The 24,860-nt window shown below is 41.1% G+C and carries 25 protein-coding genes; 18 read left to right on the forward strand and 7 right to left on the reverse strand.

The window, feature by feature from the left end; all coding sequences use genetic code 11:
* The first annotated feature begins 135 nt into the window (after positions 1-135).
* On the forward strand, positions 136-762 hold the full coding sequence (locus Q0017_RS01670) for a riboflavin synthase subunit alpha (protein WP_298142037.1): 627 nt from the start codon (positions 136-138) through the stop codon (positions 760-762).
* Between the two features lie 67 nt (positions 763-829).
* Here Q0017_RS01670 and Q0017_RS01675 read toward each other — a convergent pair whose 3' ends face one another.
* Positions 830-1,714, reverse strand: coding sequence for a LysR family transcriptional regulator (locus Q0017_RS01675; protein ID WP_298141990.1), 885 nt, complete (start codon positions 1,712-1,714; stop codon positions 830-832).
* Between the two features lie 332 nt (positions 1,715-2,046).
* Here Q0017_RS01675 and Q0017_RS01680 point away from each other — a divergent pair, with 332 nt between their 5' ends.
* On the forward strand, positions 2,047-2,832 hold the full coding sequence (locus Q0017_RS01680; protein WP_298141992.1) for a 3-hydroxybutyrate dehydrogenase: 786 nt from the start codon (positions 2,047-2,049) through the stop codon (positions 2,830-2,832).
* Positions 2,833-2,871: 39 nt separating this feature from the next.
* On the opposite strand, the gene Q0017_RS01685 is transcribed toward Q0017_RS01680, so the two are convergent.
* Together Q0017_RS01685 and arsC are read right to left on the reverse strand one after the other, a co-directional pair.
* On the reverse strand, positions 2,872-3,567 hold the full coding sequence (locus Q0017_RS01685) for a DUF1826 domain-containing protein (RefSeq protein WP_298141994.1): 696 nt from the start codon (positions 3,565-3,567) through the stop codon (positions 2,872-2,874).
* A gap of 242 nt (positions 3,568-3,809) precedes the next feature.
* Complete coding sequence (gene arsC, locus Q0017_RS01690; RefSeq protein ID WP_298141996.1) at positions 3,810-4,238, reverse strand: arsenate reductase (glutaredoxin); 429 nt, start codon at positions 4,236-4,238, stop codon at positions 3,810-3,812.
* A gap of 82 nt (positions 4,239-4,320) precedes the next feature.
* Here arsC and Q0017_RS01695 point away from each other — a divergent pair, with 82 nt between their 5' ends.
* The 3 genes from Q0017_RS01695 to arsH are packed head-to-tail and all read left to right on the forward strand — an operon-like array spanning position 4,321 to position 6,390.
* Positions 4,321-4,635: a metalloregulator ArsR/SmtB family transcription factor gene (locus Q0017_RS01695; protein WP_298141998.1), complete on the forward strand. Its 315-nt coding sequence runs from the start codon at positions 4,321-4,323 to the stop codon at positions 4,633-4,635.
* Between the two features lie 4 nt (positions 4,636-4,639).
* On the forward strand, positions 4,640-5,680 hold the full coding sequence (gene arsB / locus Q0017_RS01700; RefSeq protein WP_298142000.1) for an ACR3 family arsenite efflux transporter: 1,041 nt from the start codon (positions 4,640-4,642) through the stop codon (positions 5,678-5,680).
* A gap of 5 nt (positions 5,681-5,685) precedes the next feature.
* Positions 5,686-6,390 carry an arsenical resistance protein ArsH gene (arsH, locus tag Q0017_RS01705; protein ID WP_298142002.1) on the forward strand — a complete coding sequence of 235 codons (705 nt, stop codon included), beginning with the start codon at positions 5,686-5,688 and terminating at the stop codon, positions 6,388-6,390.
* Between the two features lie 458 nt (positions 6,391-6,848).
* Here arsH and Q0017_RS01710 read toward each other — a convergent pair whose 3' ends face one another.
* Entirely contained in the window at positions 6,849-8,279 is a 1,431-nt protein-coding gene (locus tag Q0017_RS01710) for an MFS transporter (protein WP_298142004.1), read from the reverse strand.
* 197 nt (positions 8,280-8,476) lie between these two features.
* On the reverse strand, positions 8,477-10,591 hold the full coding sequence (gene paaZ / locus Q0017_RS01715; RefSeq protein ID WP_298142005.1) for a phenylacetic acid degradation bifunctional protein PaaZ: 2,115 nt from the start codon (positions 10,589-10,591) through the stop codon (positions 8,477-8,479).
* Between the two features lie 262 nt (positions 10,592-10,853).
* Between paaZ and paaA the strand changes: the two genes are divergently transcribed.
* The 12 genes from paaA to Q0017_RS01775 are packed head-to-tail and all read left to right on the forward strand — an operon-like array spanning position 10,854 to position 21,871.
* Positions 10,854-11,795 carry a 1,2-phenylacetyl-CoA epoxidase subunit PaaA gene (gene paaA, locus Q0017_RS01720; RefSeq protein WP_298142007.1) on the forward strand — a complete coding sequence of 314 codons (942 nt, stop codon included), beginning with the start codon at positions 10,854-10,856 and terminating at the stop codon, positions 11,793-11,795.
* A gap of 38 nt (positions 11,796-11,833) precedes the next feature.
* The gene (gene paaB, locus Q0017_RS01725) at positions 11,834-12,124 is read left to right on the forward strand and encodes a 1,2-phenylacetyl-CoA epoxidase subunit PaaB (RefSeq protein WP_298142009.1); all 291 of its coding nucleotides are present in this window, start codon (positions 11,834-11,836) and stop codon (positions 12,122-12,124) included.
* 15 nt (positions 12,125-12,139) lie between these two features.
* Positions 12,140-12,895, forward strand: coding sequence for a 1,2-phenylacetyl-CoA epoxidase subunit PaaC (paaC, locus tag Q0017_RS01730; RefSeq protein ID WP_298142011.1), 756 nt, complete (start codon positions 12,140-12,142; stop codon positions 12,893-12,895).
* A 26-nt stretch (positions 12,896-12,921) separates the two neighbouring features.
* Positions 12,922-13,422 carry a 1,2-phenylacetyl-CoA epoxidase subunit PaaD gene (gene paaD / locus Q0017_RS01735; RefSeq protein ID WP_298142013.1) on the forward strand — a complete coding sequence of 167 codons (501 nt, stop codon included), beginning with the start codon at positions 12,922-12,924 and terminating at the stop codon, positions 13,420-13,422.
* Between the two features lie 52 nt (positions 13,423-13,474).
* A complete protein-coding gene (gene paaE / locus Q0017_RS01740) occupies positions 13,475-14,533 on the forward strand; it encodes a 1,2-phenylacetyl-CoA epoxidase subunit PaaE (RefSeq protein WP_298142015.1) in 1,059 nt (352 codons plus the stop codon).
* Positions 14,534-14,556: 23 nt separating this feature from the next.
* Positions 14,557-15,327 carry an enoyl-CoA hydratase-related protein gene (locus Q0017_RS01745; protein ID WP_298142017.1) on the forward strand — a complete coding sequence of 257 codons (771 nt, stop codon included), beginning with the start codon at positions 14,557-14,559 and terminating at the stop codon, positions 15,325-15,327.
* Positions 15,327-16,118, forward strand: coding sequence for a 2-(1,2-epoxy-1,2-dihydrophenyl)acetyl-CoA isomerase PaaG (gene paaG, locus Q0017_RS01750; protein ID WP_298142019.1), 792 nt, complete (start codon positions 15,327-15,329; stop codon positions 16,116-16,118). Before Q0017_RS01745 ends, paaG begins: the two co-directional genes overlap by 1 nt.
* A gap of 4 nt (positions 16,119-16,122) precedes the next feature.
* Positions 16,123-17,670: a 3-hydroxyacyl-CoA dehydrogenase gene (locus tag Q0017_RS01755; RefSeq protein ID WP_298142020.1), complete on the forward strand. Its 1,548-nt coding sequence runs from the start codon at positions 16,123-16,125 to the stop codon at positions 17,668-17,670.
* A gap of 9 nt (positions 17,671-17,679) precedes the next feature.
* Complete coding sequence (gene pcaF, locus Q0017_RS01760) at positions 17,680-18,900, forward strand: 3-oxoadipyl-CoA thiolase (protein ID WP_298142022.1); 1,221 nt, start codon at positions 17,680-17,682, stop codon at positions 18,898-18,900.
* Between the two features lie 46 nt (positions 18,901-18,946).
* Positions 18,947-20,239, forward strand: a complete 1,293-nt coding sequence (gene paaK / locus Q0017_RS01765; protein ID WP_298142024.1) for a phenylacetate--CoA ligase PaaK — start codon at positions 18,947-18,949, stop codon at positions 20,237-20,239.
* 60 nt (positions 20,240-20,299) lie between these two features.
* Entirely contained in the window at positions 20,300-21,241 is a 942-nt protein-coding gene (locus tag Q0017_RS01770; protein ID WP_298142039.1) for a PaaX family transcriptional regulator C-terminal domain-containing protein, read from the forward strand.
* A gap of 30 nt (positions 21,242-21,271) precedes the next feature.
* Positions 21,272-21,871, forward strand: coding sequence for a gamma carbonic anhydrase family protein (locus Q0017_RS01775; RefSeq protein ID WP_298142026.1), 600 nt, complete (start codon positions 21,272-21,274; stop codon positions 21,869-21,871).
* Here the strand turns inward: Q0017_RS01775 and Q0017_RS01780 are convergent.
* Both Q0017_RS01780 and Q0017_RS01785 read right to left on the reverse strand, forming a co-directional pair.
* A complete protein-coding gene (locus tag Q0017_RS01780; protein ID WP_298142028.1) occupies positions 21,866-22,555 on the reverse strand; it encodes a cupin domain-containing protein in 690 nt (229 codons plus the stop codon). The genes Q0017_RS01775 and Q0017_RS01780 overlap by 6 nt on opposite strands.
* A 248-nt stretch (positions 22,556-22,803) precedes the next feature.
* Positions 22,804-23,694, reverse strand: a complete 891-nt coding sequence (locus Q0017_RS01785) for a LysR family transcriptional regulator (RefSeq protein ID WP_298142030.1) — start codon at positions 23,692-23,694, stop codon at positions 22,804-22,806.
* Between the two features lie 102 nt (positions 23,695-23,796).
* On the opposite strand from Q0017_RS01785, the gene Q0017_RS01790 reads away from it, so the two are divergent.
* Entirely contained in the window at positions 23,797-24,591 is a 795-nt protein-coding gene (locus Q0017_RS01790) for an SDR family NAD(P)-dependent oxidoreductase (protein ID WP_298142032.1), read from the forward strand.
* Positions 24,592-24,860: the final 269 nt, after the last annotated feature.

Below are 24,860 nucleotides of genomic sequence, written 5' to 3' on the forward strand. Positions count from 1 at the left end.
TTCAAGCCTCACTTACAAAGCATGAAAAAGTGCACTCAATTTGCAGCTCAAAGTAAAAAATTGCCATGATTTTATGGGCAAAAGCACAATCACGTCTGCTATATTAGCAAGCTGTTTAAACACATGAGAATGACAATGTATACCGGTATTGTGCTTGGGACTGAACGCATTGAGGCGATTGAACAGCATGATGGTTTTCATACCATTTTTGTCAGCAACCAAAAGGGCTTTATGAATGATGCTTTTATTGGCGCGAGTATTGCGCTTGATGGCACATGTTTAACAGTGACCGGCATCAGTGAAGATAAAAGCTTAGTCAGTTTTGATATCGGACAGGTCAGCCTTGATTTGACTACATTGGGTCAGTTAAAAGAAGATGATGTGGTCAATATTGAACGTTCATTTAAAATGGGCATGGAAAATGGTGGACATAACCTGTACGGGCATATTGAAGGCACAGCTAAAATCGTCAACATCCTTCATATTGGGCAGACGGTACAGTTTGATATTCAAATTCCAACACAGTGTATGAAGTACTTTTTCTTAAAAGGCTTTATTGGCTTACATGGCTGTAGTCTAACCATTAACCGGGTAGATTTAGCCGCTGAGCAAATTTCAGTGAATTTAATTCCAGAAACCTTACGTTTAACTAAATTTGGTCAGATGCAAATCGGAGATCAAGTTAATTTTGAGATTGATCAGACCACACGTACTTTGGTTGACACCTTAGAAAACATTTATGCACGTAAAACTGTAGTTTAATCATCAAGGGCCTTAACATTTAAGATGAAGGCCTTTTAAAAACCTAAAGAGGCTTTATTTAAGCGTATCAAGTAAAATCATGTTGCAACAACATATGCAAAAAGCGCTCAGATAGATGAGACAGTTGCCCATTTTTATTATAAACCACACCTACATCTAATAATTCACCGTGATCTTCGATTTCAATTAAGCAGTGTTGCTGTAAATCAATATGTCCTTGAAAATGCCGTGGAATGGCACTTACCCCTAAACCATGTGCAGTAAAATGTGCCAAAGCATTGATATGATGGCATTCAACTTTCACATTTAAGCCAATGCCGTGAACTTGGCAATGCTGCTCTAGAATATGTCGTACAATAGAAGGCCGTTGTAGGGTCACAAAAGGCTCTGAACACAGCTCTAACCACGTGATGCGATCACGTTGACTTAAATGGTGTTGTTTAGGAATGAGTGCCACGAAGCCTTCAGAAAACAGGGGTTTAAACATCAGTTGAGGATGGTTTTTTGGCTCAAAACAAATCCCGATTTCAAAAAATCCCTCTTGCACTTTTTCAAGAATTTTCTCGTGGGTAATGTCATGAATGGAAAAATGAATATTTGGGTGTTGCTGTGAAAACGCATAGATGACTTGCGGTAACACAGAATGCGTGACAAAACTCATTGATGCAACATTGAGCGTTCCACGATGAAACTCAAAGCGCTGTTTGACATCTTTTTCCATTTCTTCCCATTGCGCCAATACTTTTTTTGCATAAGGCATGAGCACTTGCCCTTCAGGACTCATGTCCACACGGCGTGTACTGCGTATAAATAATTTACCTCCCAATTCCTCCTCTAGAGTTTTAATACATAAACTCAAAGCCGATTGGGTCAGGCATAATTCATTGGCGGCTTGTGCATAGTTTAAGGTACGTGCCAACACTAAAAAGGCTTTTAATTGTTTAAAGGTCATTGTAGGTCTTCATTTTTGTTCAAGCTTGCCAAGCAAAGCGAGTCTGGTTTTTTTTAAAGTGCTCAGTATTCATGAGTTTTTCTTATTAACCAAGCATTATTTTCAACCTATTCAAGTCTATGTTTCTTTTATAGTGCTAAATGATCGTAGGTTTTTTAGCTTAAAGTTTATATTGTAGCTGTGATAACAGCACGGTGATTGGCTTGCCACGCTATAAGACTAACCTATAAAAAATTGCCTAATCATAGTTTGACCATAAAACCATAATCACACACTTTACAGGATCGGGCACGATATGGTTGGGCAGCGTATAAAATTCAAGGAAGATAAGCATGGAACAACTTTTAAAAGATAAAGTGGCTTTTATTACAGGATCTGCCAGTGGCATTGGGCTCAAGATTGCGCAAAAATTTGCCCAAGCTGGTGCAAAAGTCGTGATTTGTGATGTCAATGTGGAAAAATGCCAGCAAGCTGCACAACAGCTACAACAACAAGGCTTTGAGGTCTTAAGTGCGCCGTGTGACGTCAGCGATGAGTCCCAATATCAACAGGCCATTCAAGACAGCCATACGCATTTTGGGCACTTAGACATTTTAATTAATAATGCAGGCTTTCAGCATGTGGCCATCATTGAAGAGTTCCCGACTGCAACTTTTCAAAAACTCCTCGATGTCATGTTAGTGGGGGCATTTATTGGCATTAAACATGTTTTACCCATTATGAAACGTCAGAAATTTGGACGCATTATTAATATGGCATCGATTAACGGTTTAATTGGTTTTGCAGGTAAAGCCGGCTATAACAGTGCCAAACATGGGGTCATTGGATTGACTAAAGTTGCTGCCTTAGAATGTGCCCGTGAGGGAATTACCGTCAATGCTTTATGTCCGGGCTATGTCGACACACCTTTAGTGCGTGGTCAGATTGTAGATTTAGCCAAGACACGTCAAATCAGTGAAGACTATGCACTTGAAGATGTTATTTTGGCCATGGTACCGCAAAAGCGTTTATTGTCGGTTGAAGAAATTGCCGACTATGCAATTTTCTTGGCAAGTGACAAATCAGGTGCTATTACCGGTCAAGCCGTAGTGATGGATGGCGGCTATACTGCACAATAAGAGGGTGCCAATACTGCCTGAATCTCTAGGCAGTATTTTTTAACAAATCAGCAATAGACGATATTCACCATCTTTTTCAACCGGTGCACGATGCACACAAGGAGCAACTTCTTGGGTAGGATGATCAACAGCCAAACGCCACAAATGTCCTACCCCCACATTAATTGGCTTGGCATCTGGTAAAGCCTGATAATGCAAATCAAAAAAATATTCTGTTAAAAACTGCTCAAAACCAGCTTCAGGTCCCTCATACAAAGCCAACAGTTGCGCTTTAACACTTGGAATTAAGATTTTTTGTTGAACTTGATCATTGGGCAACAGTTCACTGGCTGCGCCGTGATAAGTGCATAAAAAAGTATCTGTTGCTATAGGTGAGCGATCCACATGATATGAATAAACATCAGTTGCAATAAAATCGAGCTCATCATCGCGTGCATAGCACTGAATTAAATTCAGCACTGGTGCTGCACCAAGCGCAGTAAGTTGTTGTAAGTCTTTCAAAATGATTTGACGTGCTAAATCACCTTGCAAGGATAAATCAAGCGCGAGTAAGTCCGCAACGGATACCTCGGTGACATTGTCCTCTAAAGTCAAGCGACTCACAATTTCTTTAAAATCACCCACCAAAGCTCGCGACCAACATAAGGCATTGATTGTGCCTTGATATTTGGTGGTTACCAATTCATTAAAATCACTTACCAAAGCAACGTTAGGCGAGGGGGAGATGAGATGCATAGCAATTTATCAAAAATCGAGGGTGACCATTTTAAGACAATTGCATGATCAAATGTAGCCTTAAATCAGGGCTAAATCGCTTAGTTTGTTATGATTTTCATCACCTTCGCAAGATGTTCACTATAACGATCACCAATTGAAGTCAATCTAGTCATGCTCATTAAACTCATGGCGCTTGCGAAGTTACTTTTAAGCTCACCGTAATTTTAAAGCGTAATGACTTTAAAATACATGCAACGGATTTATTTCATCCGCTGACCCGCTTGATCAATGATCATTTCACCATCTTCTTTGGTAAAAGCACCTCGTTGAGGCACAGCTAAAATATCTAAAACAATTTCAGATGGTCGACACAATTTCACCCCCAATTCAGTCACGACAAATGGGCGATTGATTAAAATTGGATGCTCAAGCATAAACTGAATAAGCTGCTCATCTGTCCAATGAGGTCGATCCAATTTAAGCGTTTCAAAAGGTTCTACATTTTGACGAAGCGCTTCACGTACACAAAGACCTGCTTGTGCTATTAAAGCCATCAGCTCATTCTTGCTTGGCGGGTTCACAAGATACTCAATAATTTCAGGTTCTTCTCCTGTATTACGAATCAAAGCCAATGTATTTCTTGATGTTCCACACGCAGGGTTGTGATAGATCTTAACGTTTGATGACATGATATTTACTCAGAGCTGAATCATATTGCATTTATATATGGATATACGTATATTTGCAATAGCATATATTTGAGTTTAGATTATGGATCAAGCAGATTTCTTTAAATGTCTATCTGACCAAACTCGTTTGGATATCTTAAAAATTATCTTACAAAGAAAAAATGTCTGTGTGTGTGAAATCACAGAGATTTTACAATTGAGCCAACCTAAGATTTCTCGCCACTTAGCTTTACTGCGTAACTTGTTAATTTTACTGGATGAGCGTAAAGGGCAGTGGGTGTATTACCGCTTAAATCCTGATTTACCCGTGTGGGCAACATCTATTCTTGAGGTATTAAAGGATGAAGTACTGAATTCACCTTCGAGCAACTTATCAATCTCTATGCAATGTGAGTAATGGGATGGCCACTTCAAAACTCTCATTTTTAGATCGAAACCTTACGCTATGGATTTTTATTGCCATGGCAATAGGCGTAGGTATTGGGGTATTTTTCCCTCAAACATCCGTGCTGCTCGATCAATTTAGCATCAACTCAGTCAATATCCCGATTGCAATCGGGCTTATCTTGATGATGTATCCACCCCTTGCCAAAGTAGACTATGCAAGCTTGCCCAAAGTCTTTGAAGATAAGCGCACCCTTGTATTATCTTTAGTTCAAAATTGGCTGATCGCACCTTGCTTAATGTTTGCATTGGCAATCATTTTTTTGCATGCCTATCCTGAATACATAACAGGGCTTATTCTGATTGGTTTAGCCCGCTGTATTGCAATGGTCTTGGTTTGGAATAACTTGGCAGGTGGTGATAATCAGTATGTGGCAGCCTTAGTCGCATTTAATAGTATCTTCCAAATTTTATTCTTTAGTACCTACGCTTGGTTGTTCTTAACCTTCTTACCGCCATTTTTTGGGGTAAAAGCACAAATTATTGATGTGAGTTTTTGGACAATTACCCAAGCGGTACTGATTTATCTCGGCATCCCATTCTTACTTGGTTTTTTAACTCGATTAATTTTAGTTAAAAATAAAGGTTTGGATTGGTATCAAGATAAATTTATTCCAAAAATCAGCCCACTGAGTCTGATCGCTCTTTTATTTACCATCGTAGCGATGTTTAGTCTGAAAGGTGGCGAAGTCGTCAGCCTTCCTCTAGATGTACTTAGAATCGCTATTCCTTTGACCATTTACTTTGTTGCGATGTTCTTTATCAGCTTCTTTATGAGTAAGTGGATGGGCAATGACTACCCTAAAACCACTGCTATTTCCTTTACTGCGGCAGGCAATAATTTTGAATTGGCACTTGCTGTTGCAATTGCCACTTTTGGACTCGCCTCACCTGTCGCGTTCACCACCGTGATTGGCCCGCTTGTTGAAGTACCTGTATTGATTGTCTTAGTGACAGTTTCGCTATGGCTGAGAAAAAAAGTGTTTAAAGAGGCATGAGTTACATGAACTTACCCAATATTGATCTTGGTCTTTTAGAAAAGCCGACTTTAGAAAAAGTTCAGGCAAAAAAGCTTGAACATCAACCCAAAATCCTGCTTCTGTATGGCTCAAATCGTGATCGATCATATAGTCGTTTAGCTGTTCAAGAAGCCGGTCGCATCCTTGAATATTTTGGTGCGGAGGTGAAAATCTTCCATCCAAAAGGACTACCACTGCCTGAAGATGCTGATATGCAACATCCAAAGGTCAAAGAACTGCATGAGCTTTTAGCTTGGTCAGAAGGCATGGTATGGTGTTCGCCTGAGCGTCATGGCGCAATGAGCTCAATTTTAAAAGCTCAAATTGATTGGATTCCATTAGCAGCAGGTGCAATCCGTGCAACGCAAGGTAAAACTTTAGCAGTGATGCAAGTCTGTGGCGGTTCACAGTCATTTAATGCTGTTAATCAATTGCGTATTTTAGGACGTTGGATGCGGATGATCACCATTCCAAATCAGTCCTCAGTACCTAAAGCATTTCTTGAGTTTGAGGAAGATGGGCGTATGAAACCGTCTGCTTATTACCAAAGAATTGTCGATGTGATGGAGGAGCTTTATAAATTTACGTTGTTAACCAGAGGGCAATCAGCTTATCTGACTGATCGTTACTCTGAACGTGTTGAAAGTGCAGAAGAACTTTCAAAACGTGTGAATCAAAAGAAGATTTAATTTTCTAAAACTCACACCACAAGGTTTCTACAAGATGAGATTGTCCTGACATGTAAGACATGTCTATTTAGCCCAGTGCTCACACGCTGGGCTTTTTTATGGGTAAGATTTTTAATGCCTATTTTTAATAAAAATAAAGCATTATGGATGAGCTGAAGTACACTTTAATTCATTGCATCGAGCAATATTATAAGATTAGACGGCAGTTAAATTTCAACCAGTTTAATGACTCAATATGTCTAGCTTTTGGCAGGTAGACTAATGAAACAGATGAATGATTTTGATTTGAAGCGATATGAACTCATTTTAAATCTTTTGACTTTGTTGGGCAAAACCAAAAGATCATTTTGTAATTCATGTGGTTTGGTAGGCTGGTCAACCTAGCTGGCGATATCCAAAAAAAAGACAAGCACAATGCTTGTCTTGAGTTGGGTTTTGCATGCCATTTTATGGCATGTTTAATTTGAAAGTTTTTCGACTTTCATGCTTGCGCGGTAATACTGACAGCCTTTATACAACAACAATACGCCTAAACAGCCTGCAACTGCATTCACAATAGAAATCGAATGTCCTACCATCAAGGTGTTTTCAAAATAACGATCGGTAATCAGTGCCACTGCTGTAGTGCCTATACCTAAAGCAATGAGATTAGATACCAGTAAAAATTTTGCTGAAACTTGAGCACGCAACTGATTTGGGGTCAACATTTGCGTGGCAGCAGCGGATGCCGGAATCGGAAAGGTTGAGAAAAACATCGCAACAAAAATAAGCGCGAACGACACATAAACATTGTCAACTTGAGTAAACAACACGCTTGGAATCACCAATGCTGCGCAGCCAATTAAACCGGCACGCATGGCAGCGTCGCTGTAACCTTTCTTGGAAAAGAAATCAATCAACCAGCCACAAAACAACGCACCTGCAGTATTGGCCACCAAAATAATAATACCCAGAATATAACCTGTTTGACTTGCATCTAGACCAAAATGACGCATGTAATAAGCTGGTGCCCAACCTAATAATGAATACAGCATCATGGTGTAAAAAGAAAAACCAATAAAGTGACAAAAAAAGGTTTTTTTATGTAGACCAATAAATGCCAAGGAATTTTTAAATGATGCTTTAACTGCAACACCATTTTGATCCATTTTTAAACCCTTACGTTTAGGCTCACGTACGGTTAACACCATCAACAAGGCCAATAACACACCGGGTAAACCAACAATCATAAACGTCAGCTGCCAAGTTTTAACCTCTCCTACCACAGGTAAAACCACTTGGCTAACATCTTTAAGTAAACTAATTACATAGCCGCCAATTAAAAAAGCAAGCCCCGAACCAATAAATGCACCAACAGCGTATACACCTAAGGCACGACCAATTTTTTCTTTGGGAAATAAGTCAGCAACAATGGAGTAAAAGGCAGGCGATAAAGCAGCTTCACCTGCACCTACACTTAAACGTGCGATAAACATCTGAGCAAAGTTTTTACTTAGTCCACATGCAGCTGTTGCTAAGCTCCAAAATGCAATACCTGTTGCAATGATTTTAATGCGTGATTTTTTATCTGCTAAAGCTGCGATTGGTAAACCCATAACAGCATAAAATAAAGAAAAGGCTAAACCTTGCAACAGGCTAAATTGGGTGTCTGAAAGCATCAAATCGGCTTTAATTGGCTCAATCATCAACGATAAAATTTGTCGGTCTACAAAAGATAAGATATAGGCGACCATACAGATCAGCACCACATACCATTGGTAAGTACTGCTGTTTTGGGTGTTATCGGTTTGCTCTGTTTCAATGGGTGTTGGAGCACTCACTTCACGTTGCAGCGCTTGTGGGTTGAGTGGAGCATCCACTTTTTCCACCGTTAGTGTTTTATCATTCATTTTGCGACTTCCTGTGCAAATATAGTGCTTGTAATATTTGATACATTATTTATTTTTATTATTTGTATATGTATCAATATTCTTTAATTTAGGCTGAAAAATTACAGCCGTCAATGTCATCTGTAGGAAAGATACAAATTATTTTAAAAAAATAAAAAAGGGAATCATATTGATTCCCTTCGTTGTTCGCATCTGTTTTAAACATCACGCTCCACAAGCGTTAGGATGTCATAAGTTGCAACCAACTCACCACGTTGGTTTTTCACTTTAATGTCCCACACAACAACACCATGTGGCTTTTGAGCTGGGTCACGTAAAGTTTTTGGGGTTTTTTGCTTACAGGTTAATTCAACTTGAATGGTATCGCCAATTTTTACCGGTTCTACAAAACGTAAGTTATCCATGCCGTAATTGGCAATGACCGGCCCGGCAGCAGCGTCTACAAATAAACCGGCAGCGGCTGAAACAATAAAATAGCCGTGCGCAACGCGTTCACCAAATAAAGATTCTGCAGCGGCGATTTTGTCAGTATGTGCATAGAAATAATCGCCGCTTAAGCCTGCAAAACTGACAATATCAGCTTCGGTAATGCTACGACGTGCTGTTAATAAACGCTCACCTATACGTAATTCATCAAAAGATTTTTTAAACGGATGCACACGATCTTCAAATACATCAGCACCTGCTGTCCAACGGTGACCAATTTGTGTCAGTACATTGGGAGAGCCTTGTAAAGCCGTACGTTGCATATAATGTTTAACCGCACGTAATCCACCCAGTTCCTCACCGCCACCGGCACGACCTGGTCCACCATGCACCAACAGGGGTAAAGGCGAACCATGTCCTGTACTTTCACGTGCACTTTGGCTGTCTAAAATATGCAACCGACCATGCCAAGGTGCCATTTTTGCAACTAAACTCTCAATATTTTCATTGGTATTGCGTACAATTGATGCAACCAAACTACCTTCACCACGCGCGACCAACGTGGCTAAATCAGCCTCTGTTGTGTATGGCATTAAAGTGACCACAGGTCCAAATGCTTCAACGTTATGAATATTTTTTGCTTGGAGTGGTTGGCGACACACTAAAACTGTCGGTGGATATAAAGCTGATTTTTCAGAATATGATCCTTTGGCTACAACATCTTGTCGTAGATGACTTCCAAAAACGATGTCAGCCTCTTTGGCGAGCAATGCTACTTTTTCACTCACATCAAGCTTTTGCTTATAGCTGGCGAGTGCTCCCATGGTGACACCTTCTTGTGTTGGATCACCCAAAACGACTTTTTTAAGTTTATCAATTAAGCGCTGTTCTACTGCACTTAACAGTGCTTGTGGCACAAAAGCACGGCGAATTGCTGTACATTTTTGACCTGCTTTAGTCGTCATTTCACGGAAAATTTCACGTACAAATAAGTCAATGGTTTCATCCGATGCATGTGCAGTTAATACCGCACTATTTACAGAATCAGCTTCCATGCTAAATGGAATGGAACGAGCATTAAGATGTGGATGTGCACGTAATTTTTGCCCAGTAGATGCAGAACCTGTAAAGGTTACGGTATCTTGTTCATTTAAATGATCAAATAAATCATAAGTTTGACCACAAATGAGTTGCAACGCACCTTGAGGAAGCAATTGACTTTCATGAATAGCTTTAACCACAGCATGGGTCAACTGCGCACCTTCAGTGGCTGGTTTGACGATACAAGGTACACCTGCCAATAAAGTGGGTGCAATTTTCTCTAACATTCCCCAAATTGGGAAGTTAAAAGCATTAATATGAACTGCTACACCAGCCTTCGGGCTGAGTAAGTGTTTTGCACCAAATGAACCCTGCTTAGAAAGCTGAATAAAATCATCTTCAATCCACACTTTTTCGTCACTTAACTCACGACGTACCAAACTTGAATAGGCAAATAAAGTACCAATACCACCTTCAATATCAATCCACGCATCTTTACGCGTACAACCAGTGGCGGTTGCCAATGTATAAAAATCCTCGTTACGCTCTAATAAATATTGGGCAATTTGTTTTAAGGCGTTGGCACGTTGGTGAAAAGTCCAATCACTTATGCTTGAGCCATATTGTTTTGCATATTCAATCAAGGCTTTGGTATTGATGCCATGGCTACTGACTTGGTAAATCGCTTGCCCTGAAATGGCATGAAATACAGTACGTAAATCAGTATTTGCAACGTATTCTTGTCCCAAAACCAATGAACCTAAGCGCGGTAAATGTTCAGCTTGACTTGCATCATCAAGTGTCACAAGCGCGGTATCGGGGGTATTTTGCTCAAGATCCAACATGTGTATAACTCCATTTATGATACGTTGTTAGAATTAAATATATTTTATTTGTTTCATAAATTGCCTCTAAAAATAATGATTGTCAATCAAAAAGCACAGGTGAAAAATTAATTCTTGTTGTACTAAAAATATAAAACAATATAAAACATATACTTATTAAAAACAGCTAAAAATTTATTAATGATACCAATAAATACATATTGATTTTTAATGTGTATCGTTTTAATTTGAATTGAACAACACTTGGGATAAGTGAGCTAACATGAATAAGCAACAACAAATATTTGACCAAAATATTGCCACTAATGTATCGATTGAGCCAAAGGATTGGATGCCAGACGCTTACCGAAACACCTTAATTCGCCAAATTGGTCAGCATGCACATTCTGAAGTCGTCGGGATGCTCCCTGAGGGTAACTGGATTACCCGCGCACCCACTTTAAAGCGCAAGGCCGTGTTACTGGCCAAAGTTCAAGATGAAGCAGGACATGCTTTATATCTGTATAGCGCGGCTGAAACCTTAGGTGCTGACCGTGATGACATGATGGATAAGCTCATTTCTGGTCGTATGAAGTATTCGTCAATTTTTAACTACCCTACATTAACTTGGGCAGATGTGGCAGCAATCGGTTGGTTGGTTGATGGTGCAGCCATTGTCAATCAAGTGGCTTTGTGCCGTACTTCTTATGGTCCCTATGCACGTGCCATGGTACGTATCTGTAAAGAAGAGAGTTTCCATCAGCGTCAGGGCTTTGAAGCCATGATGCGCTTGGCAGAAGGTACACCTGAACAAAAACAAATGGCACAAGATGCAGTCAATCGTTTTTGGTGGCCTGCGCTGATGATGTTTGGTCCAAGTGATGATAGCTCACCCAATAGTGCACAAAGCATGGCATGGAAAGTTAAGTTATTTAGTAACGATGCCTTACGTCAAAAATTCGTTGATAACACCGTGCCTCAAGTCTTACAGCTTGGTTTAACCGTGCCAGATGCTGACTTAAAATGGAATGAAGAAACAGGCCAGTATGACTTTGGTGAAGTCAATTGGACTGAATTTTTTGAAATTCTTGCAGGCAAAGGGCCATGTAACTACGAACGTATCGAAGCACGCCGTAAAGCCTGGGAAGGTGGAAAATGGGTACGTGACGCAGCAGCAAGTTATGCCAAAAAACAACAACAGCAAGATGCACGCAAAATTGCTTAAAACGGCAAAAAATTAAATTGAATACAGGATGTTAAATCATGAATAACAAAAACAATTGGTCTTTATACGAAGTGTTTGTACGGAGTAAACAAGGCTTAAGTCATCGACATGTGGGCAGTTTGCGTGCACCTGATGATGAAATTGCGCTGCAAAATGCGCGCGATGTATATACCCGCCGTAATGAAGGAATCAGTATTTGGGTGGTGAAGTCAGAATTAATCACCTGCTCACAACCCGATGAAAAAGCAGAATTTTTTGAGCCGCATTTGGATAAAGTCTATCGCCATCCAACCTTTTACCATATTCCACACGGCATTGAGCACATGTAAGGGAGGCGACAGCAAATGAATACTAAAGCGTTATCTGAATTTTTGTTACATATTGGCGATAGTCAGTTGATTTTGTCACATCGTTTAGCTGAATGGTGTGGTCATGCACCGGAACTTGAGCTAGATATTGCCATCTCTAATATTGGTCTTGATCTGCTTGGTCAAGCACGTACCGCACTGTCTTTGGCAGGTGAAGTTGAAGGCTTAGGTCGTGATGAAGATCGCTTGGCATATTTTCGTACAGAGCGAGAATATCGCAATCTCTTGCTTTGTGAACAACCTAACGGCGATTTTGCACAAACGATTGTACGCCAGTGGTTGATGGATCATTACCATGCTTTGTTGTTTGCTGCATTAAGTAATAGCACGCACGCTCAACTGTCTGCTTTTGCGATTAAGTCTTTAAAAGAAGTGAAATATCACCAACGCTTTTCTAGCGCTTGGATGGAACGCTTAAGTTTAGGCACCCAAGAGGCTCACGATAAAATTCAACAGGGTTTAAATGAGCTTTGGCGTTTTACAGAAGAATTATTTGTCTTGACTGCCGAAGAACAACAATTAGTCGACGCACATATTATTCCTGATTTAAATCTATTGCCTCAACGCTGGTTTGAGACCATTCAAACTGAGCTGACACGTTTTGAGCTCGAACTCCCTCAAACAGGTGCCTATCGTAGTGGTGGCAAGCAGGGTCTACATACCGAACATTTAGGTTTTGTATTGGCCGAGTTGCAATATATACAGCGTAGCTATCCAAATATGGTGTGGTAAATCTAAATTCACAGGGAGTGAGTGACATGAATCGAATTCAACACGTTGAACAGCAATGTTGGGACATTTTACAACAGGTCTGTGACCCAGAAATTCCAGTTTTGTCTGTGCTTGATCTTGGCATGATTCGCGGTGTTGAACTCAATGCCACACAAGAGGTGGTGGTGCGTTTAACCCCAACCTATAGTGGTTGTCCGGCAACCGATTTGCTTAAAGCAGAAATCGAAACGGCATTAATGGCGCATGACATTCATCCTGTAAAAGTGGTTGTGGATTTATCTGAAGTATGGACCACGGATTGGATGACAGATTCAGGCAAAGAAAAACTACGTGCTTATGGGATTGCACCACCACAGGGTTCGGCACAGTTATGTGGTACGCATGTGGCACTTCAAGACGGGGTGCCATGTCCATGCTGCAATAGTGACCATACTCAATTGTTAAGTGAGTTTAGCTCAACCGCCTGTAAAGCATTATATCGCTGCCAAGATTGCCTAGAACCATTTGATTACTTTAAATGCATTTAAAAGAATCTCCCTGTGCTCAACAGCACCACAAAAATAAAAGAAGGATTTTAAAATGAGTCTATTTGTTCCCTTAACCATTAAATCGATTCAGCCCCAAACCGAAAATGCCATTTGTATTTCTTTTGAGGTGCAACCTGAGCAAGCATCAAGTTTTGAGTATCAGCCAGGCCAACATCTGACTATTCGTCATCTAACTGAGCAAGGTGAAATTCGTCGTTGTTACTCCATTTGCAGTGATGTGCAAGAAGATATGAGTATTGCCATTAAAAAGATTGAGCAGGGTCAATTTTCTACTTGGGCCAATGAGCAACTCAAAGCCGGCGATGTCTTAGAAGTCATGCCACCACAAGGCGTGTTTTTCCAAAAGGCGGCTAAGCTAGGCGGACAACATTATTTAGGTTTTGCTGCAGGCAGTGGTATTACCCCTATTTTATCTATTGTAAAAGCAGTGTTGAATCGTCAGCCCAATGCTACTTTTACTTTGGTTTATGGCAACCGTTCATGGAAACAGACCATGTTTGCTGAACAAATCATGGATTTAAAAGATCAGTTTCATCAACGCTTACAGCTCGTGAATATCTTTTCGCGCGAACTCAACGACAGCGAAATCTTTAATGGACGTATTGACGCAGCTAAGTTACAGCAACTTGCCAAAGCGGGCTTAATCCGTCATGACACTGACCACTGTTTTGCCTGTGGTCCTGAAGAGATGATGAGCGCCGTTGAACAGATCCTACCGACTTTAGGCATTGAGCGCAGCAAAATTCATACTGAACGTTTTAATACAGGCACAGCACACAAAGTATCGGCACAACAAATCCAACAGCGCAGTGAAGAGAAGGTCAATATTATTTTAGATGGCCGTGAATTGGTCATTGAAGTGTCTAAGCAAGATGACAGCATTTTGGATGCAGCATTACGCGCAGGTGCAGATTTACCCTATGCCTGTAAGGGTGGGGTCTGTGCAACGTGTAAATGTAAGGTGCTTGAAGGCGAAGTAGACATGGCAATCAACTACAGCCTTGAAGAAGACGAAGTACAAAAAGGCTATGTGCTTAGCTGTCAAGCCCGTCCAACCACCGCCAATGTGCGTTTAAGTTTTGACGAGTAAAGCAAACGCATTGGAGCACAGCTATGCAATATCTTAAAAGTAGTTCACCCAAAACAGGCGTGGTGTTAATTGAACTGAACCGCCCTGAAAAACGTAATGCGTTAAACAATGCCACACTTCAAGAATTGGCTGCCTATTTAGCCACATTAGATACAGATCATCATGTACGTACTGTGGTGATCACAGGCAATACTCAGTGCTTTGCAGCAGGTGCAGACCTCAATGAACTTGCCCAGCTTGATGTCGTCAATATTCAGCAAGATCAACGCCCACAGTTATGGAAGCAGATTGATGAGTTTTCAAAGCCCTTGATTATGGCGGTCAATGGTTATGCATTGGGGGCAGGTTTTGAGTTGGCGTTACATGGCGACATGATTGTAACGGGTGAAAATACCCAATTTGCGTTGCCAGAAATTGGTTTAGGCATGTTACCTGGTGCAGGTGGTACACAACGTTTGGCACGCTTAGTGGGTCAACAATTGTGTATGCGTTGGGCCATGACAGGTCAAATGGTCGATGCGAAAACCGCATTACAACATGGTATTAGTAGTCAAATTTGTCCAACCGCTTTGACTGTGCAATACGCCGTGGAGCTTGCCGAAAAAATTGCCAAACAAGCCCCACTTGCCATTCGTGTCATTAAACAATCACTCAAAAGTATTCATGAAGTGACGCTCAGCCAAGGTCTTAAACTTGAGCGTCAACACTTTGTATGGCTTGCTGCCACTCAAGATCGTCAAGAAGGCATTCAAGCATTTTTAGAAAAAAGACAACCAGAATTTAAAGGTGTGTAATGGATTACCAAACAATTATCGTCGAAGAAAAAAATGCCGTGGGTTATTTAACCTTTAACCGCCCAAAACAACTCAACAGCTTTAACGAAACCATGCATAAAGAAGTATCGAGTGTGCTTAAAGCATGGGCCAAAGACAACGAGATTCGCGCCGTGGTGATTTCAGCCGAAGGACGTGGCTTTTGCGCAGGACAAGACTTAAGCGATCGTGTGGTTGACCCCAATGATGATGCACCAGATTTAGGTCGTTCCATTGAAACGTATTATAACCCCTTAATTAAATTGATCACTGAAATGCCAAAACCTGTGCTTTGTGCAGTCAATGGGGTAGCAGCAGGTGCCGGAGCCAATATTGCCTTGGCCTGTGACATTGTACTTGCCGCTCAATCTGCTTCATTTATTCAAGCATTTTGCCGTTTAGGTTTAGTGCCAGATTCAGGTGGTACTTGGTTCTTACCGCGTTTAGTAGGACGTGCACAAGCCATGGGCTTGGCCATGCTTGGCGATAAAATTTCTGCTGAACGTGCCCAACAACTTGGCATGATTTGGCAGGTCGTTGAAGATGATGCACTTAAAACCGAAGCAAGCACATTGGCTGAACATCTCGCCACACAACCGACCTATGGTTTGTCATTAATTAAAAAAGCCATTCATTCAGCTGCTGCCAACACCTTAGATGATCAATTGATCCTAGAGCGTGATTTACAGCGTTTAGCAGGGCGTAGCAGTGATTATCGTGAAGGTGTGCAAGCCTTTATGCAAAAGCGTACACCGCAATATAAAGGATGCTAACTCAATGACCATACTCAATTTACAGCAGGCAAATGTAGCAGTCATTGGTGCAGGTACCATGGGTATTGGGATTGCACAATTGGCAGCGATGCATGGACATGTGACCTATGTCTATGATCTTGATCCTATGCGTGTAGAGCAGGCGCTCAATGCATTAAGGTTGCAACTACAAAAGCGCGTTGATGCAGGCAAAATGACAGCGCAGTTATTCAACTACACCTTAGCAAATTTAAAAGTTGCGCATACAATCCATGATCTAGCTCATAGCCAATTGATCATTGAAGCGATTGTTGAAAATAAACAGCTCAAACAACAGCTGTTTCAAAGCCTACATGAGGTATGTGGCGCAGAGACTATTTTTGCTTCAAACACCTCATCAATTTCGATCACTGCCATTGCAGCTGATATTCCACATCCTGAACGTGTGGTAGGACTACATTTTTTTAACCCAGCACCAGTGATGAAGTTGGTTGAGGTTATTGCAGGTTTAAAAACCAACTCAAAGATCAGCGATGCTTTGGTAGATTTGATGATTGCATGGAATAAAGTCCCGGTACGTGCCAAATCTACCCCCGGCTTTATTGTCAATCGTATTGCACGTCCATACTATGCCGAAGGTTTTCGTGCTTTGCAGGAAAATGCCACCACGCCAGAACAACTTGACTTTATTATGCGTGAATGTGGGCGTTTTTCGATGGGACCATGTGAACTCACCGATCTGATTGGTCAAGACATCAATTTTTCTGTGACACGTAGTGTGTATGAGGCCTTTTTTGATGAGCCACGTTACCGTCCCTCTTTAGTACAAAAAGAATTGGTAGATGCCGGCTGTTTAGGTCGAAAGTCCAAACAAGGATTTTACCATTACAGCGATGAAAACTCTAAACAAGTGTATCAACTACCCGTAATCTATAGCAAGCAACAACATGTACTTGATATCGTGATTAAAGGCGATTGGTCACATTCTCAAGCTTTAATCACATTATTAAAACAATCTTCACATCTCAATGTACGCACTGAGTCAGGATCTGTGGCTGAAATATTGATTGGCGAGGTCTCTATGCGTTTATCGATGGGTCAATCTGCTGACATTGACTATGCCACACAAAAAGTGGTTCTCATGGATTGGCACGGCGATTGGTCTTGTGCCACTGCCATTGCGGTTGTTGCCTCAGCTGCATGTACAGATCAAGACCGTCAACAGATTGAATCCATGTTTATTGGCCTGAACATTATACCTATTTGGTCTGAAGATCACCCAGGATTATACGTATTACGTACCATTGCAATGTTGGTGAATGAAGGCTGTGAGGCAGTTTTACACCAAATTGCCACAGAAAATGATGTTGATGCCGCCATGAAATTTGGTGTGAATTATCCTAAAGGACCATTTCAATGGGCCAATGAATTAGGTTACAACATTATTTTAGACACTTTACAAAACCTGTATCGTATCTATGGGGAAGAACGTTATCGTCCAAACCTCTATTTATTAAAAAAAGTGGCACAAGGATTGGTGCACAATCAGCAACCATTGCGCGCAGTAAGCTAAGGAAAGACTATGGAACAGGTTTTTATTTTTGATGGAATTCGCACCCCAATTGGGCGTTATGCAGGGGGCTTAAGCAGCATTCGTGCAGATGACCTTGCTGCATTGCCGATTCAATATTTAAAACAGCAGCATCCCCATTTGCCATGGGCAGAAGTTGATGAAGTGATTTTAGGTTGTGCCAACCAAGCCGGTGAAGACAATCGTAATGTGGCACGCATGGCAAGCTTGCTTGCAGGTTTACCTGACAACGTGCCTGCAATCACGGTCAATCGTTTATGTGCCTCAGGTCTAGATGCAGTTGGTTTAGCTTCACGTGCCATTAAATCGGGCGAAGCCCAATTTATTTTAGCCGGTGGCGTAGAAAGCATGTCGCGTGCGCCTTTTGTGCAGTCTAAGCCAACCTTAGCATTTAGCCGTGCGCCAGAGATCTTTGATACCACCATTGGTTGGCGTTTTGTTAACCCGGTTTTTAAAGCAAATTTTGCTGTAGACAGTATGCCAGAAACGGCAGAAAACGTGGCACACAAGTATCAAATTAAGCGTGCTGATCAAGATCAATTTGCCTATCAAAGCCAACAAAAAGTTGCCGCTGCTCAAGCTGCGGGGCGTTTTGATCAAGAAATTTTACCGGTGGAGGTTAAGCATAAAAAAGGCGTGTTGCGTGTTGTTGCCGACGAAAATCCGCGTGCAGACACCACTCTTGAGGCATTGAATGCATTAAAAGCGCCCTTTCGTCAAGAAGGTGGCTCGATCACTGCGGGGAATGCCTCAGGGGTCAATGACGGTGCTGCTTGTTTATTAATGGGCAATGCTGCATTTGCCGCACAGCACGGTTTAACACCGCAAGTTAAAGTCTTAGGCATAGCAAGTGCAGGGGTAGAGCCGCGTTATATGGGTATTGGACCTGTACCTGCGGTACATAAAGTGTTGGCACAAACCGGTCTGACTTTAGATCAAATCGATGTCATTGAACTCAACGAAGCATTTGCAGCACAAGCCTTAGCCGTGACACGAGAATTGGGCTTAAAAGACGATGATCGCCGAATCAACCCAAATGGCGGTGCAATTGCGCTTGGACACCCACTCGGTATGAGTGGTACACGTTTGGTGCTCACTGCCATGCATCAACTTAAACTTACGCAAGGAAAATATGCGCTGTGCACCATGTGTGTTGGCGTTGGACAAGGTGTGGCCCTTGTCATTGAAAATATCAATTCAGGATGTAATTGAACAAAATAAAATTGGCAGTCGAGATGACTGTATCAGGAGTAAGACAATGAATAAAAATATAATGGAACACATCGAAACAGCATCATTAGATGAGCTACGTCAGCTACAAGTTGAACGTCTAAAAAAGACCTTAAAGCATGCCTATGACAATAGTGCCGTTTACAAGCAAAAATTTGATGAATTGGGTGTTCATCCTGACGATTTTAACTGCCTAGAGGATTTAGCCAAATTCCCATTTACCACTAAACAAGACTTACGTGATCATTATCCATTTGGCATGTTTGCAGTGCCTCAGGAGCAAATTGTACGTATTCATGCCTCATCGGGTACCACAGGGCAGCCGACCGTTGTCGGTTATACGCAACATGATATCAATATATGGTCTGACGTGGTGGCACGCTCACTGCGCGCTGCTGGGTTAAGCCATAAAGATACCATTCAAGTGTCTTATGGTTACGGGCTCTTTACCGGCGGTTTGGGGGCACATTATGGTGTTGAGCGCTTAGGTGCAACCGTAATTCCGATGTCTGGTGGTCAAACAGACAAGCAAGCTCAACTGATTCATGACTTTAAACCCACCGCGTTAATGGTGACGCCATCGTATTGCTTAAATATTATTGAAGCACTTGAGAAAAAATTTGGCTCAGCCAAAAATTGTTCAATTAAGACTGGGGTGTTTGGTGCAGAGCCATGGACCAACGAGATGCGCAAAGAAATCGAAACACGTTTAGGCATTGACGCTTTGGATATCTATGGCTTATCTGAGGTGATGGGTCCTGGGGTTGCCATGGAATGCCTTGAATCCAAAGATGGTCCAACCATTTGGGAAGATCATTTTTATCCTGAAATTATCAATCCTGAAACCGGTGAAGTGTTAGCCGATGGTGAATTAGGGGAGTTGGTTTTTACCACCATTACCAAAGAAGGCATGCCGATGATTCGTTATCGTACGCGTGATCTGACCCGTCTACTACCAGGCACAGCACGAACCATGCGTCGTATGGATAAAATTGTCGGTCGTAGTGACGACATGATGATTATTCGCGGTGTAAATGTATTCCCATCACAAATTGAAGAACAGATTTTGCAAATTCCCCAACTGATTGCCAACTATCAGATTCAGATCTGCAAACAAGGGCATCTTGACACATTGCATATTCGCACTGAAATGCGTCAAGATAGCAGCCCACAATTGGCAATACAAATTGCAAATCAATTGAAAGCACAAATTAAAACGATGGTGGGCATTAGTGTGAGTGTAGAGGTCTTAAACGAAGGTGGTTTACCTCGCTCTGAAGGTAAAGCACAGCGCGTTTTTGATATTCGCAAATCAGCCTAAATGAACGTGCCTGAGATCACTGATGATCCTCAGGCAATTCAACAGTTAAATGGAAATGCAATGAACTCTAAATTAAAACAAATTATCGATGAGTTTATTCAACGTGAAGCACTCAGTGGGACTTCATTGGTGATGACCATTTTTGGTGATAGCATTTATCATCGCGGGGGGGTCATTAGTCTTGCCAGTTTAATTCAACTGATGGATGTATTCGGTTTTAATGAACGCTCTGTACGTACCGCCGTATTTCGCTTGGTCCAACACGGTTGGCTCAGCTCAGAAAAGATTGGGCGAAGCAGTTATTATCGTGTCACAGAAAGTAGCCGTCAGCGCTTTATGATGGCAGATCAAAAAATCTATGGTTATACCCATAAAGCTTGGGACAAGAAGTGGGATTTAGTGCTACTGAGTTCTGTTGAACTTGAAAATAAAGTCACCTTAAAACGAGAACTAGAGTGGCTTGGTTTTGCCCATATTGCCACCAATGTCATGGCATATCCAGGCTGCGATCAACAAAAATTACAAAATTTGTTGCTCAGCCATCAAATGACGGATCAGGTGGTGGTGTTTCGTGCAGAAACCATCGAGCTGTGGCAAGAATCTTATCCAACCATCAAACGCATGGTCGCCGTGAATTGGCCCATTCAGGAACTACATCAGCGCTATGAAAAGTTCATCAGCGATTTTCGTGAATTTTTCTATTTTGTGGAACAAGAACAAGAGATTAATATCATTCAGGCCTTTCAAATTCGCATTTTGTTGATTCACCAATTACGCCGTATTTTGCTCAAAGATCCAAATCTCCCTTTTGAATTACTGCCTACAGAATGGCTCTCTATTATTGCGCGTAATTTAAGCACAAACTTATATCAGGCGGTGTTTATGCCAGCAGATGAGTTCTTCTTACAATTGGCACGTACCGCAGAAGGCAGCATGCCACCGGCTCAACCACAGTTTTACAAACGTTTTGGCGGTTTAAAACAACCAGATTTTAGTTATTAATTGATATAAATAGACAATAAGGATATTGCGATGCCATGTTATGCCATTGACGGCGTGATCCCTGTCGTAGACCCCAACGCTTATGTCCACCCAAGTGCTGTGTTGATTGGCGATGTGATTATTGAGGCTGGGGTGTATATTGGGCCATTTGCCTCATTGCGTGCCGATTTCGGGCGTATTCATATTCAAAAAAATGCCAATGTGCAGGACTCTTGTACTATTCACGGTTTCCCTAACAGCGTAACCTTAGTCGAAGAATACGGGCATATTGGACATGGAGCAATCTTACATGGCTGTGTGATTAGTCAAAATGCCTTAATTGGCATGAACAGTGTGATTTTGGATGAGGCCATTATTGGTCAAAATGTCATTGTCGGTGCCAACAGTACAGTCAAAGCCAGAGCCAATATTCCCAATAATATGTTGGTGGTGGGTAGTCCGGCAAAAGTGCTACGGGTTCTCGATGAAAAAGAAATTGCATGGAAAACACATGGAACACAGCAATATATTGACCTCGCCCAACGCTGTTTGACCACTATGCAAGAAGTGCTACCTCTGAGCCATGAAACCCCTGATCGTGCAAGTTACAAAAATTTTCATGCCGATCATGTCCTCAAATCACCCTTATAAGGGCGCTTGATCTGACCATACGTTCATTGCATGGGGTAGGTGCGCGCTTTTTACATAAATTGTTGCCCCTAGGTCTGTAGCACAAAATTGCATGGTGCTAAGAGGGGGTAAACGTATCCATGTACCTTTAGGATAAATCTTTGATTCAGCATGCAACTCACCCAAAAGCACCAATATTTCAATCCCATGCGCTACACTTTCACGCAATACTTGTTGAGCCTGTAATTTTTCTAAAAATGTATGTTCAGTATTGGATGTAAACAAAGGGCAGATCAATCGACCTTGCGTCACTTGCCAATTTTTTGGGTCATGTGTGTCAATACGTGTGGGGTGTAATTCATCTTCTGTCATTTGCATGAGTTTTACAAAAATTTTACAGCCACTTTGACTCGATACTTGATGTCTCGACTGATGTGGATTGCGCATATACCAACCCGTAGGGTAATCCTGCTGTAAGTTCTCGGTAAATGTACCGGATAACACCAATACCTCTTCACCAAGCGGATGACTATGTTCAGGAAATTGTGAATTAGGAGAAAACTCAACCACACTTGTTGCGCGTGCTTTTTCTTGACCAATACGATCCAACATCATTCGGTTCACTTCACCGCCTGGTGATCTTATCCAATCATAGTCTTGAGGCGTGATGATAATGGGTTGAGAGAAGTCAGCGTGAATAAGCATAAAAGAGCATTCCTGATGCACAAAATAAATGATTTTAAAATAACTGCTTTACTGAGTACTACTGCTCTTATCATTATGAGCATACATCTCTTAGTTCAGCGTTCGGCTCTCAGCGAAGTGGCGTAAACCATATCGTATCAGAGGTGATACTTTGTCTAGAATTATCTTAAGAATTTAAGTTTAAAATATCTAAAAAATAACATTTATAACGAGATTATTCTTCATGAAAGATTCAAAAAGCGCAACGATTAAAGAGATGTCACCTCGGTTAAATAATCAATCAAAGCTCTTAATTTTTTTGGCATATATTCATTTTTGGCATACACCAAATTCAGCGTTTGTGCTTGATATCCAGCAACATCCAAGGGTGCCTCAATGAGTAAACCTTCTGCTAAATAACGTTCAATTGCTGCACGTGGCTGATAAATCACACCTAAATGCGCTAAAGCAAAATCAATTAACACTAAACCATTGTTACTTTGCGTATTGCCTGAAATATTGACATCGTGATTTTGATCGAAATACCACACCTTTGTGCCTGCGACTTGTGACATTGAACAGCCCAAACAATTATGTTGGCTTAAATCTGCTAAAAAATTGGCTTTACCATGGGTTTGCCAATATTTTGGACTTGCAGCAACCACCATTTCAACAGCATTTAACAGTGGACGCGCAACCAAATACGGTTCAACTGCCATTCCAAAACGCATGAGTAAATCAAATTTATCTTTAATTAAATCAGTACGCTGATCATTAACCTCAATTTCAATTTCTATATTGGGATAAACAAGTTGAAAGCTTTGTAATTTAGGCAATACATAACGCTGTCCGAGTACACTTGGCATGCTAATACGGATTTTACCTTGAATTTCATGTTGAGCACGCAACAAATTAGTTTCAGCTTCATGGATTTCCTGTAAAATTTTTTCACAGGTTAATAAATAATCAGCACCACTTTGCGTTAATTCCAAGCGTCGAGTACTGCGCTGAAAAAGCTTGAGTTGCAGATGACTTTCAAGACGTTGAATATGTTTGGTGACCATTGCCGCCGAAATTTGATGTTGCTCGGCAGCACCAATAAAACTGCCTATTTCAGCAACACTGATAAAAATTTGCATGCTCGTCAATTTATCAAACATAAATTATTTACTAATAGTGAACAATGTACCTAAAATTATTACAATTATTTAATATTAAAACAAGGCTATGCTATTGGATATTCATTTATAGGAAAAATTCACATGCAGATTTCACTAAAAAATAAAATCGCCTTGGTTACTTCAGCAACTGCAGGCATTGGCTTTGCCATTGCACGTGGGCTTGCAGAGTCAGGTGCAACTGTCGTAATTACAGGGCGTCAGCAAGACAAAGTAGATCAAGCCGTCAATCAACTTAAAGTAGAAGTTGCTGATGCTCAAGTGACTGGTTTAGCTTTGAATGCTGCCACTGCAGAAGGCTGTCAGCAAATGATTCAAAAGCTCCCTCAGGTGGATATTTTGATTAATAACTTAGGCATTTATGGCACCTGTGAATTTACCGAAATTACAGATGAGCAATGGTTTGATTTTTTTGAAACTAACGTCATGAGTGGCGTACGTTTAAGTCGTCACTATATGAAAGGCATGACTGCCAAAGGTTGGGGACGTATTCAGTTTATTTCAAGTGAATCAGCATTTAATATTCCTGCCGACATGGTGCATTACGGCATGACCAAGTCGGCAATACAAGGTGTTTCTCGTGGTTTAGCTAAAGCTTTAGCAGGTACAGGTGTGACGGTAAATACAGTATTGCCTGGCCCAACAAGAACCGAAGGCGCTGTAATCATGATTGATAATATCGCAAAACAGCAAGGAATTAGCTTAGCTGAAGCTGAAACATATTTTATTGAACAGCATCGTAACTCAAGTATTATTCGTCGCTTCGCTGAACCGCATGAAATTGCCAATATGGTGGTTTACATTGCATCAGAGCAAGCAAGTGCGACAACAGGTGCGGCTTTACGTGTTGAAGGTGGTATTGTTGATAGCATTCATTAATGCTATGAGTGGTCGCTAGATTAAGTCTATAGCTACAACATATATACATTATGATGTAGCCTAGAACTATACATGCTTTTTAATCTTGGATTGTTTTTCCACTAAATCAAACTCATCTAGCCTTTTTATTTAACTTATGTTCACCTAAAGTTCACTTCATGAAAAAATTATTAATATTTTTATTTATATATCATAACCCGAATCGCGGATAAGAAATTGACTTGAAAAATAAGAGGACTAGAGCCATCAGTTGAGTTACCACACAAAAC

Origin of the sequence: uncultured Acinetobacter sp., from assembly GCF_947624825.1 — a bacterium.
Lineage (GTDB): Bacteria > Pseudomonadota > Gammaproteobacteria > Pseudomonadales > Moraxellaceae > Acinetobacter.